The sequence below is a fragment of the Shewanella sp. 5_MG-2023 genome, from assembly GCF_030547465.1.
Lineage (GTDB): Bacteria > Pseudomonadota > Gammaproteobacteria > Enterobacterales > Shewanellaceae > Shewanella.
Window position 1 is genome coordinate 38139 of the sequence record NZ_JAUORC010000005.1, and the last position, 11926, is coordinate 50064.

The following is an 11926-nucleotide window of genomic DNA, read 5'->3' on the forward strand; positions in this document are numbered from 1 at the left end:
CAGGCTTTTTAATCTAAATAGCTCTATTTATAGGGATATTATCGTATTAATAATAATCTCTAATCAAGACTTCGGCTATTTGAACACTGTTTAAAGCAGCACCTTTACGGATGTTATCGGCAGTCACCCATAAATTTATACCGTAATCATGAGAAATGTCTTTTCTCACACGGCCAACAAATACTGGATCGGTACCTGCAGAGTCTGTCACTACCGTTGGATAATCTTCATCATTTTCAAATAACACGATACCTTCAGCATCACGTAGGACGGCTTTTACTTCTTCTGCTTCAACAGGTTGACGAGTTTCAAGGTGCACTGCTTCTGAGTGACCATAAAAAACCGGAACACGCACCGCTGTTGGATTAACCACGATATCGTGATCACCAAAAATCTTTTGCGTTTCCCACACCATTTTCATTTCTTCTTTGGTGTAACCATTGTCCATAAACACATCAATTTGCGGTAATACGTTAAAAGCAATTTGCTTTGGGTATACTTTATTTTCAGCTGGTAAACCTTGAAGTAGTTTGGCCGTCTGACCCGCTAATTCTTCAATAGCTTGCTTACCTGAACCTGATACAGACTGGTAAGTTGCCACGTTAATACGTGAAATACCAAATGCATCATAAATAGGCTTTAGCGCCACTAACATTTGAATGGTTGAACAGTTAGGATTAGCAATGATATTACGATTACGGAAGTCTGCGATGGCCTGCGGATTAACTTCTGGTACCACTAATGGCACATCGATGTCATAACGAAAATGTGAGGTGTTATCAATCACCACACAGCCATGCTCTGCAGCAATCGGGGCCCACTTAGCTGAGACGTCACCACCTGCGGAGAAGAATCCAATTTGAGCCGTGCTCCAATCGAACGTATCCACATCTAGAATTTCGACTTGTTTACCATTAAAGCTAACGGTTTCACCTGCACTGCGGCTACTGGCTAATGGGTATAAGTTTGCAACCGGAAAGTTTCGCTCTTCAAGGATCTCAATCATAGTTTGACCCACTGCGCCCGACGCACCTAAAACAACAACATTAAATTCCTGTGACATAATTAACGCTCGACTCCTGAAAAACCTAATTTATAGACCCAATTTACCTTACAAGCACCCGTGTTGACTAGCGACAATGCACTAAATTCACGTCGATGAGTGTGATTTTTTCTCATATGATCGAAGCCATTGTGATTTAGAAAGGTTTTTCTAAATAATTCGTCATCATCTTTGAGGTTATAAACCTGTCTAGCAAGGGTAAGTAACTGACTTTCTGTCGGTTGCTCTGCCACGGATAATTGATTAATAAAAAATGACGGTAACAGGCTCGATACTGATTTCTCATGGGGCAACTTTAGGATGTCACACAATTTTTCAAACAACATAAAGGTGCCCCGAGCTTTGCCTTCTAAGCTATATCCAGCAATGTGAGGAGTCGCAAATTCAGCTAACGGCACCAGCTCAGCCATTGGGTGTGGCTCACCTTCCCATACATCTAAAACCAGTTTTAAATCGTCACGTAGACGCTTAACTTTTATCAAGGCTCGGTTATCAATGACCTCACCTCTGCAGCAATTTAATAACCAGGTATTTTCTCTTAGCTGCAGTAATCGAGCTTCATCGAATAAATACCAGGTTTTATCTGCGCCTTCTTTGGTAATTGGCACATGTAAACTGATGATGTCGGCTTGCTCGATTATGGTATCTAATGACACGAACTGGCGTTCATCCGCAGCACTTTTTTCTAAAATAGGATCACATAACAGTACTTTCATGCCATAAGCGTTTAGGCACTTTTCTAATGCTGAACCGGTATTACCCGCACCGACAATGCCAACAACTTTATTTTTTATTGGCTGCTTAAAGCGTTTAGCCAATTCAAGCATGGCGATAAAAGCATACTCGCCCACCGCTGTGGCATTGCATCCAGGGGCATTAGTAAACGGGATATTACGCTGCTTAAGATAGGCTAAATCAATATGGTCGGTACCTATGGTGGCACTGCCAACAAACAGTAATTTGTTTGCTTTAGACAATAAGCCTTGATTGACCTTAGTAACTGAACGAACTAGCAGCACGTCAACATCAATCAGTTGCTCTGGTGCTAATGAGCGACCATTTACGCGCTCAATTGTCCCTAGGTGCCCAAATAAGGCTTCCACATAAGGCATGTTTTCATCGGCAACGATTTTCATAAGTGTAATTAGCCATAAATACTGTGATTATCTGCTTATTCTATCAAGTTATTAGAATGCATAGGTATCAATGAATTAGAAATATTGTTTTCGAGCCGCATTGATTAGCTATGTGTAAAAATAGTTTTAATCTGCTTTAAAGGTCAAAAAACACAAAAAAGCCTTCTAGTCTGTCGACTAGAAGGCTTTGATTACTTTATACGAACGACTAATAAAGTCGCTGTCTAAGCTTATTTATACTTGCGCATAACCAAAGTGGCATTAGTGCCACCAAAGCCAAAGCTGTTGCTCATCACAGTCGTTAGCTTTGCATCACGATACTCAGTGACTAAAGGAATACCAACGGCTTGTTCATCCAAGGTATCGATATTGATACTTGGTGCAATAAAGCTATCTTCCATCATCACTAAGCTATAAATGGCCTCGTGAACACCGGCTGCACCTAATGCATGGCCAGTCAATGATTTAGTTGATGCAACTGGAGGCATGTCTGTCGGAAAAACCTCACGCAAAGCTTCAAGCTCACGCACATCACCAACTGGGGTTGAAGTACCATGAGTATTGATATAATCAATTGGGGTATCAACATCAGCTAGCGCCATTTGCATACAACGCACAGCACCTTCACCTGACGGTGCAACCATGTCGTAGCCATCAGAAGATGCGCCATAACCAATGATTTCCGCATAGATTTTTGCGCCACGAGCTAATGCATGCTCTAACTCTTCAACGACAACAATCCCGCCGCCACCAGAGATAACAAAACCATCACGGTCAGCATCGTAAGTACGTGAAGCCTTTTCAGGCGTGTCATTATACTTAGTTGACAATGCCCCCATAGCATCGAAGCCCATGGTTAGGGTCCAATCTAGTTCTTCTGCACCACCAGCAAATACCATATCTTGCTTACCCATTTGAATAAGCTCAGCTGCATGGCCAATACAATGTGCTGAAGTTGCACAAGCAGAACTAATTGAATAATTCATACCTTTAATTTTAAATGGGGTCGCTAAACAAGCACTCGCCGTACTGGCCATAATGCGCGGTACAATATAAGGGCCAACACGTTTTACGCTTTTTTCACGTAAGGTGTCAGCTGCTTGTACTTGATTTTTAGATGATGCGCCGCCAGTACCGACCACTAAACCCACGCGATGGTGAGAATACTGCTCTTCTGTCAAATTAGCATCACTGATTGCTTCTTGCATTGCAATATAAGCGTAAGCTGCTGCGTCTCCCATGAAGCGTAATGCCTTACGGTCAATATGCTCAGCAGGGTTTAATTTGATATCCCCCCAAACATGACTACGTAATTTCATTTCTTCAAATTGATCTGAATGGGTGATACCACTACGTCCAGCTTTCAATGACTCTGTCACTTCTTGCTTGTTATTACCGATGCTAGAAACAACACCTAAACCTGTAATTACGACTCTTTTCATTTTATGCTATCCATTTTGTACATGTCAGTACCTAATTTTGCTGTGGCAATGATATCCGCTTTAGATGAATAAAGTGGTCAGCTTTCAGCAAACACAGGTAAAATAATCTCAATTGAATCATTTTGAGTAACGAACTTTGACCAAATTAACCACTGACTTCCTTTTTATAAACCGAGATTGTGCAACATTTTCGGCCAAATATCCAAGTAGTTACTGTCAAAATCCTGATTATGCCTCTAGCATAAGGCATTATCATCAAACTGTCCTGTCTGATGCAGCAGTCTCAAATAAAACCTTATCGATTGCTCAAATAGGCTTCGGTATTGGTATGGAGCTCATGTCACTATGGCAGTTATCTCTAACAAAAAACCAAAAAACACTGCTCAGCATATTTGAACCTAATCCTATAAATTCAGCTGAATTAGGCTTTTTACATCAACATCTTGATAAACAAGATCCATTTTATGAATTAGCATTAGTCCTTCAGCAAGCTTGTATCGCCAAAATATCTGGTTGCCAAAGATTGGTGTTAGCCAAAGGTTTATTCACTGTTGATCTGTATTTCGGTTCATTGTTAGAAAATTGCCAAGGTATTCCCAACGCCGAAAAAATGTTGATATCAAACTGGCATTGCTTACCTCATACGATTACAAGCCAATATATAGATCAATACCTTAGTGAAAAGTTACTGTGGCAAATGGGCAGACTGAGTGAAGATACAGCCAATATTCACTATTTTGACTCTGCCAGTGACAATGATAACGCAACGAGCTTTAAACAACTTAACCTATTAGCCAGCAGAAGCGGTTTTGGCGTAAATAATATTTTTAACCAGAAAAGTGAATGTCAACCTGATACTCAAAAACACGATTCTATTGCCTTACAAGAGCGCCAAGCGCTGCGCCGCAGTACTGATAGCCATTACGCCTATTGCTTGAGCCCTTGCAGTGAACATCATCAAAGCAGTGACGACACTATCGCCATTATTGGTGGCGGTATAGCTGCAGCCCATTTGGCGTTATCACTGATTGAACGTGGGCAGAGTGTCACCATTTATTGCAAAGATAACCAATTGGCTGATGGCGCATCGGGTAATAAGCAAGGCGCTATTTATCCCCTACTCACTCCTGATAACAACCTGATGAGTCAGTACTTTCAACAAGCTTTTTTATTCAGTCGCCGTAGGTTGCAGCAATTAACAGCGTTAGGTCACCAGATTGACCATCAATTTTGTGGTGTACTGCAAACTGGGTTTGATGAGCGCAGTGATGCCAGACTGAATAAAATTATGCTTGGTCAGCAGTGGCCAAAAGAAATTGCTTTCAGTGTTAACGCTGAGCAAGCCAATCAACTGGCAAAAATCGACATCAACAAAAATGGCTTTTACTATCCTTGGGCTGGTTGGATCTGCCCTTTTGAATTTGCTCAGGCAGCCATTGCTCATGCCACTTCAGTTGCAGAAAAAAATGGCTGTAAATTAATAATTAAGCTCAACACTAAAATTAACAGCCTTGAGCGCGTTAACAGCCTTGAGCGAGTTAACAGTCCTGAACGGGTTAACAGCCTTGAGCACGACATTGACTTAACACAAGATGGCAAAGTGCCCTCTCAGAGTGCTTACTGGCAACTTAACGCCAGTCATGACAACGAGCAACATGATAGCTTTAGGCATGGTATAGTCGTCATCGCTTCAGGGGCTCAATTAACTGATTTTAAACAAACTAAATTATTACAGGTCACAGGCTTTCGTGGCCAAGTGAGCCATATACCCAGCCAAGGTGAACTGGCTCAACTTGATACGGTGATTTGCGCCCACGGCTATCTCACTCCCAGTAATAATCAGCGCCACTGTGTTGGGGCAAGCTATGTAAAGTCGCCCGATAATGTAGATTACAGTCCCACTGAGCAATTAGAAAATGCCCAAAAAATGCATCAGAGTTTTCCTGAGCGTAACTGGCTGTGCGATATTGATGTATCAGCTGCCAGCGCCAGAGTGGGCGTTAGAATGGTTACTCGTGATCATTGCCCTATGATGGGACTCGCCCCTAATGTTGAAGCCATTTATGCCCAATATAATCAGCAGCCATTAGAGCAACATCAGCATAGTCCCGCTAGCCGAAAGTTTTGGCAGCAACACCAAGCACCAAGCTATGACAATTTATTCATTTTGGGAGGACTAGGCTCAAGAGGCCTAAGTTCTGGGCCTTTAGCTGCAGAGGCATTAGCGGCAATGATATGCAATCACACGCCACCACTTAGCTATGAAATGCTGGCAATGCTTAACCCCAATCGAATGTGGTTAAGAAAGTTACTCAAAGGTAAAGCGTTAAGCTAATTGAGCGTTTTAATTCAATCGACAGAGATAACAATGAATCATCTAATCCATCAAGCTTACGAAGGCGAGATTTACGGCATTGCATTTTTTAGTTACTTTGAAAATGTTGACGATAATGATGAGCAAAATAAGCTCTGGAAGGCGTTAGTGGAAGTAGAAACGGTTACCGCAGAGTTATTACTACAGCATCTTTTGAAACAACCTCAAAAATATGTGTTTAAAACCGCTGAATTAACCGCACAAGGCGATGACGATGCCAAAAAGTGGATCGACTTACCTTGGCTTGAATTAATGCAGACCTTAAGCCAATGGGTTGAACCTTATGAAGTAAAATATCGACAATGGTTACAGCAATGTCAGCTTCAAGATAGTCAAGAGAGCCGTCAATTAGCACCGACATTTGAACTTATAGCAGAACATGAAACTGCAATTTATCACTGCTTACAAGCTGAGCTAACTCGAGCCTATGCACAAGCAGAAACTCAAGTAGCAACACAAGTAACAACACAAGTAACAACACAAAAAAGTGGCTTGGAATATTTAAGCTCTTTTTTGAACAAATACAACAAATAGCCACTTAAGCATCTAAAAATCAGGCATAAAAAAGCTCAATAGGACATTATCTTATTGAGCTTTAGTTATTACCAGGCGATTAACGCTGATCCAATTAACCGTTTACTTTTTTAGCCAAGTTTTGACTTTGGTACGATTATTATTGTCGCGACTTTCACGAATTAATTCATCGTCTGCCGCTATTTGAGTACTTTTTGATAAGCGGTCATAAAGCAATACATTCACTGACGCAGCTAAGTTCATACAACCGACAGTTGGCACATAAACCACATCATCCGCGGCATCGATAATTTGCTGGGGTATGGTGCCATCTTCAGGGCCAAAAATATAAAATGCATCTTGCGGGTGCTCAAACAAAGGCAGCGGCGTTGCGCCAACCACTAGATCAACACAAATGATTTTTGCGCCTTGTGGCACTTGCTCAAGTAAAGACTCAACAGCGGTGAGCGGAATAGTAGCGGCCGCATTTTTGGTATCGATGTCATATTGCGCTTCACCAGAACGTGCCGCCAATGCATAACGATTGCCAGTGTAAAAAACCGAATTAGCTCGGTAACAGCCAGCAGCGCGCATAATGCCGCCAACATTTACTGGTGTTTTTGGGTTAACAAGCCCAATTGAAACAGTTTGCTTAGTCATAGATTATTTAATGTCGCTAATAATTTGACGAAGCTGTAACCATGCAGCCTTGACTAGACTGAAATCTGCTTCATCTAGTTCATCGTTTGCTAGCGCTAAACAATCGACCATTTTATCATCTAATGCATCGATGCCAGAAGTCTGCTCTTGCTCAAGCTGTGACAATACAACAGCGATATGGCCTTGCAAATAACCACTGGCAAATAACGCATCATCATCGCCATGGGCAACGTTACTTTCAATCCATGACTCTAATGCAGCATCATATTTTTCTAACATGGTTTAGCTCTCCGATAAATCTGGATTTGCCACTTGGTACATCACGTAATCGTGGTATCCAGTAACAATTTTATAATAGCCCGTAAGCTCTCTATCTAATTCTGGGTCGCCACTATCCACAATTAATGGCCTGCCTTCAAGTGCTTTTAACTTAGTTTTTGTAGCAAGGATAATAATATTGTCTTTACCAACTTGTTTTATTAGCTCTGGAGACAACTGCTGATTACCTCGACCTAATATGTGGCCTTGACCGCCAATGAGGGTAATAACCAGTTTTGTGGGTTTATGCTGAGTAAGCTCAATTAACTGCTTAGCAGTAACATCACTGGCTACTAAGGTTTGATCATGAATCACATCAACACCTAATAAGGTGTTATCAATATTGAGCTCTTCCATTAACGCAGCAACAGTAGAGCCACTGCCTATGATATACAGCTCATCTTCCATCTGACTAATCACATCAGCTGCGATATCAGCTAACACCAGTTCATCGACTTCCTTGCCGCCCATTTTTACCGCTTGAATATAACGTGGCTCTGCAGGCACCTGCATTTCACCGTATCGTTTAGCTTTTACCACACCTTGCCTAAACGCCACTTCATCAATATCCATCACGTCAGCGTCCATCAAGCTCACCAATTCACGTTTTAACAGCATTTCAACCACAACACCGGCAGCATGGGGGGTAATCGCATACACCCCAGAGTGAATCTTAACCCCAGCAGGCACACCTAACACAGGTAAAAGCGCAGTATCATCTTGCTCAATGACACTATAAATATCTCTGGCAGTGCCGTCACCACCGGCAAATAACAGTAAATCTAACGATTCATTGATCAGTGCTTTAACGGCTGATTGAGTGTCTTTGGCTTCGGTTATATTCGCAGACTGATAAACGCACTCAGTATTAAACCCAAGCTGTTGGGCTAAATCATGCCCCATCGCGCCGGATGCGGTAATAATATCGATTTGATCTTTAAATGGCAGCACAACCTCTAAAGCTTGTTGCATTCTAAGCTGCGCTTTGGGCTCAGCGCCTTTTGCAATAGCTTGCGTCGCAACACCGTCAGAGCCTTTTAACCCGACACTACCACCTAATCCAGCAAGCGGATTGATAATCAAACCTAAACGAAAACGCTTCACGAAATAACGTCCTTTTTTTTCTCTGAAATGGCCATAACGGCAAGCATAGATAAAAATGCACACATAGCGGCAAAAATCCAAGTATTGGTAGAGCCAGAACCATCACCCCAAATAAGCCCGCTTATCCAAATACCGAGCGCGCCACCAAAACCAAAGCTGATACTGGCGTACATGGCTTGGCCTTTGCTGCGATGGGCAATATCAAAATTACGATGAATAAACTGAATAGAAGCCGCATGGGTTAAACCAAAAGTAAAGGCATGCAGCGCTTGGCTAATGGATAAAATAAAGATGCTATCAACCCCATAAGCTAACAACAACCAACGAACAGCCGTTAATGCCACACTGAGTAGCAGTAATAATTTAACCCCAAACCGACCCAGTAACCTTGGTGCTAGCATGAACATTAAGATCTCGACCACAACACCAAAAGCGACAAATAACCCCGCGCTCGCTTCAGAGTAACCCGCTTGCTTTAGGTAAAGTACGAAGAAGCCATAAAATGGCCCAACACTCATCTGTAATAATAAGGCTGAGACTAAAAACCAAAATATAGGCGCGGTAATTTTTAAAGGGGGCCTTAAAGATGCGTCAGCAACGTTGACTCGATTAGCAGGCAACGCCAAGGAACACAAAAACATACCGATGAATAACAGCATGCCAATTGAGGGCAATATGTCAGCGCCAAACTGGCTGATAGCAAAGCCACCAGCCACCACTAAACAAATGTAACCGACACTGCCCCAGCTTCGAATCGCGCCATAGCGATGCGCTTCATCACCCAAACTTTCAAGGGTAATCACTTCTAACTGAGCGAGAATTGCATTCCAAAAAAAGGTATAGATAAACAAGCTAATGGCAAGGTAAACCACACCAGCATCAAAGAAAAAACTGATGTAAGTTATCGCCGCGGCAGCTGATCCAAACTTAACTAACTCACTGCGCATGCCCGTTCTATCAGCGACAAACGCCCAAACGTTAGGTGCAATGATGCGTGTTCCCATGAGTATTGCCATGAGAAAACCAATTTCTTGCGCATTGTAGCCTCGGTTATCGAAAAACACACCGAGATAAGGAACCATTAAACCGAGGATGGAAAAGAAAAAGAAATAACAAGCACTGAGCCAAACTGCTTTTGGCTCAGTGCTTAACAAATTAGGCATTACTTCATTCCGATGACAGGGGTTTGGGAAACCACGTCCTGATTTTGCGCGCGATGACGAAGTAAGTGATCCATCAATACGATAGCCAGCATGGCTTCGGCAATCGGTACAGCACGAATACCAACACATGGATCATGACGACCTTTAGTGACCACATCTGCTGTGGTACCTTGAGCAGTCATACTTTGACCAGGTACTGAAATACTAGAAGTTGGTTTTAATGCAATATGCGCAACAACAGGCTGACCAGAAGAAATACCGCCAAGTACTCCGCCCGCATGGTTAGACTCAAATCCTGCTGGCGACATTAAATCACGTCCTTCTGAGCCTTTTTGGGTTACCACACCAAAGCCATCACCAATTTCAACGCCTTTAACCGCATTGATACCCATTAACGCATGAGCAATATCGGCATCTAAACGGTCAAATACTGGCTCGCCTAAACCAACAGGAACACCTGTTGCTGCCACGGTAATTTTAGCACCGACTGAATCGCCAGATTTTTTCAAATCACGCATGTATTCGTCTAGTTGCTCAAGCTTACTGGCATCAGGGAAGAAAAAGGCATTTTGCTCAACTTCATTTAAATCAACTGATTCAGCGCAGATAGGACCTAGCTGAGACATGTAACCATGGATTTCAATACCATGTACTTGCTTTAAATATTTTTTAGCTACAGCGCCAGCAGCAACTCGCATCGCCGTTTCACGCGCTGATGAACGTCCACCACCACGATAATCACGCAAGCCATATTTTTGCTGGTAAGTGTAATCAGCATGACCAGGACGGAATAAGTCTTTAATATTTGAGTAATCTTGGCTACGTTGATCGGTATTTTCAATCAATAAGCCAATCGATGTACCGGTAGTTTTATCTTCAAATACCCCTGACAAAATACGAACTTCATCAGCTTCGCGACGCGCGGTGGTATAACGAGATGTCCCAGGGCGGCGACGATCGAGATCATGCTGCATATCTTCAACGGTTAACTCAAGCCCTGGAGGGCAACCGTCAATAATACAACCTAACGCGACACCGTGACTTTCTCCAAAGGTAGTCACTACAAAGTTTTGACCAATACTATTTCCTGACATGCGTTCTGATTACCTCAGCTAAATTTTATGCTAATAGCTATTATTCACTATCCCTATTATTCACTATCTTTGTAGATGGCGAAAAGTGATTCATTTTCAACTAGCTGATCATAAGTCAATACAAACACGCCATCGCCGCCATGTTCAAACTCAACCCATGTAAATGGTACGTCTGGGAACTGCTCAATTAAATGCACCATTGAGTTACCCACTTCAACCACTAACAGACCATCTTTTGTTAGGTAGTCTGATGCATTAGCTAAAATACGCTTGGTTAAATCTAAACCATCACGACCCGATGCCAGCCCAATGGCAGGCTCATGATGATATTCATCTGGCATATCGCCAATATCTTCTTCATCTACGTATGGTGGATTAGATACGATCAAATCGTACTGCGGCCCTTTTGGGATAGCAGAAAAGATATTTGACTGAATAGGGAAAACACGATCTAGCACGTCTAAGGATTCAATATTAATTTGAGCAACTTCAAGTGCATCTTCACTGATATCTAATGCATCGACTTCTGCATCTTCAAATGCATAGGCACACGCAATTGCGATGCAGCCACTGCCGGTACATAAATCCATCACACGATGAACTGGCTTGTTATAAAGCCAAGGGCTGAAATTATTGTTGATCATTTCAGCAATTGGAGAACGTGGTACTAACACACGTTCATCAACATAAAACTCTAAATCAGCAAAGCGTGCTTTATTAGTCAAATATGGAACAGGTAGACGCTCACGAACACGGCGAATAATTAATTCCACTATTTTATGCTTTTCACTGCTGGTTAAATTGGCATGAACCACTTGCTGGCCGATTTCTTCAGGAAGGTGCAGTGCGTAAAAAACCAAAGCAATCGCTTCGTCCCAAGCATTATCAGTTCCGTGACCATAATAAATGTTGGCATCGTTAAAACGGCTAACGGCCCAACGTAACATATCGCCAACGGTTCTTAATTCGGTGACAGCTTCATCTACAAAGATTTTATCCAAAACATCGCTCCTGAAAAATTGTTCCCGCACATTGTAACTGAAGTCTATTAAGATGACC

The 11926-nt window shown here is 42.3% G+C and carries 10 protein-coding genes and 1 pseudogene; 2 read left to right on the forward strand and 9 right to left on the reverse strand.

The genetic code is table 11. The features are described from left to right. Nucleotides 1–46: 46 nt before the first annotated feature. The 3 genes from Q4557_RS03830 to fabB all read right to left on the reverse strand — a co-directional run bounded on the left by Q4557_RS03830 (nucleotide 47) and on the right by fabB (nucleotide 3641). A complete protein-coding gene (locus tag Q4557_RS03830; protein WP_102437458.1) occupies nucleotides 47–1063 on the reverse strand; it encodes an aspartate-semialdehyde dehydrogenase in 1017 nt (338 codons plus the stop codon). A 2-nt stretch (nucleotides 1064–1065) separates the two neighbouring features. Further along, nucleotides 1066–2199: a 4-phosphoerythronate dehydrogenase gene (locus tag Q4557_RS03835; protein WP_102437460.1), complete on the reverse strand. Its 1134-nt coding sequence runs from the start codon at nucleotides 2197–2199 to the stop codon at nucleotides 1066–1068. A gap of 230 nt (nucleotides 2200–2429) precedes the next feature. Further along, nucleotides 2430–3641, reverse strand: coding sequence for a beta-ketoacyl-ACP synthase I (fabB, locus tag Q4557_RS03840; RefSeq protein ID WP_076537142.1), 1212 nt, complete (start codon nucleotides 3639–3641; stop codon nucleotides 2430–2432). Between the two features lie 337 nt (nucleotides 3642–3978). Between fabB and mnmC the strand changes: the two genes are divergently transcribed. Both mnmC and Q4557_RS03850 read left to right on the forward strand, forming a co-directional pair. Further along, the gene (gene mnmC / locus Q4557_RS03845; protein ID WP_303410803.1) at nucleotides 3979–5976 is read left to right on the forward strand and encodes an FAD-dependent 5-carboxymethylaminomethyl-2-thiouridine(34) oxidoreductase MnmC; all 1998 of its coding nucleotides are present in this window, start codon (nucleotides 3979–3981) and stop codon (nucleotides 5974–5976) included. A 33-nt stretch (nucleotides 5977–6009) separates the two neighbouring features. Further along, nucleotides 6010–6549 carry a hypothetical protein gene (locus tag Q4557_RS03850; protein WP_303410805.1) on the forward strand — a complete coding sequence of 180 codons (540 nt, stop codon included), beginning with the start codon at nucleotides 6010–6012 and terminating at the stop codon, nucleotides 6547–6549. 102 nt (nucleotides 6550–6651) lie between these two features. Here the strand turns inward: Q4557_RS03850 and Q4557_RS03855 are convergent. From Q4557_RS03855 to prmB, 6 genes and pseudogenes are all read right to left on the reverse strand, one after another. Continuing rightward, nucleotides 6652–7173: pseudogene (locus Q4557_RS03855) on the reverse strand (RNA methyltransferase); the annotation flags it as partial. Between the two features lie 18 nt (nucleotides 7174–7191). Beyond that, nucleotides 7192–7467, reverse strand: a complete 276-nt coding sequence (locus Q4557_RS03860; RefSeq protein ID WP_076537149.1) for a YfcL family protein — start codon at nucleotides 7465–7467, stop codon at nucleotides 7192–7194. Between the two features lie 3 nt (nucleotides 7468–7470). Then, nucleotides 7471–8610 carry an ATP-NAD kinase family protein gene (locus Q4557_RS03865; protein ID WP_102437466.1) on the reverse strand — a complete coding sequence of 380 codons (1140 nt, stop codon included), beginning with the start codon at nucleotides 8608–8610 and terminating at the stop codon, nucleotides 7471–7473. Beyond that, complete coding sequence (locus tag Q4557_RS03870) at nucleotides 8607–9773, reverse strand: MFS transporter (RefSeq protein ID WP_303410809.1); 1167 nt, start codon at nucleotides 9771–9773, stop codon at nucleotides 8607–8609. Before Q4557_RS03870 ends, Q4557_RS03865 begins: the two co-directional genes overlap by 4 nt. Further along, entirely contained in the window at nucleotides 9773–10867 is a 1095-nt protein-coding gene (gene aroC, locus Q4557_RS03875) for a chorismate synthase (protein ID WP_102437470.1), read from the reverse strand. Before aroC ends, Q4557_RS03870 begins: the two co-directional genes overlap by 1 nt. Nucleotides 10868–10923: 56 nt before the next feature. After that, a complete protein-coding gene (gene prmB, locus Q4557_RS03880; protein ID WP_303410812.1) occupies nucleotides 10924–11868 on the reverse strand; it encodes a 50S ribosomal protein L3 N(5)-glutamine methyltransferase in 945 nt (314 codons plus the stop codon). Between the last annotated feature and the right edge of the window lie 58 nt (nucleotides 11869–11926).

Coding starts and splice junctions, on each gene's coding strand:
- aroC (WP_102437470.1), bottom strand. CDS start 10,867: ATGTCAGGAAATAGTATTGGTCAAAACTTTGTAGTGACTACCTTTGGA.
- fabB (WP_076537142.1), bottom strand. CDS start 3,641: ATGAAAAGAGTCGTAATTACAGGTTTAGGTGTTGTTTCTAGCATCGGT.
- Q4557_RS03870 (WP_303410809.1), bottom strand. CDS start 9,773: ATGCCTAATTTGTTAAGCACTGAGCCAAAAGCAGTTTGGCTCAGTGCT.
- mnmC (WP_303410803.1), top strand. CDS start 3,979: ATGTCACTATGGCAGTTATCTCTAACAAAAAACCAAAAAACACTGCTC.
- Q4557_RS03835 (WP_102437460.1), bottom strand. CDS start 2,199: ATGAAAATCGTTGCCGATGAAAACATGCCTTATGTGGAAGCCTTATTT.
- Q4557_RS03830 (WP_102437458.1), bottom strand. CDS start 1,063: ATGTCACAGGAATTTAATGTTGTTGTTTTAGGTGCGTCGGGCGCAGTG.
- Q4557_RS03850 (WP_303410805.1), top strand. CDS start 6,010: ATGAATCATCTAATCCATCAAGCTTACGAAGGCGAGATTTACGGCATT.
- Q4557_RS03860 (WP_076537149.1), bottom strand. CDS start 7,467: ATGTTAGAAAAATATGATGCTGCATTAGAGTCATGGATTGAAAGTAAC.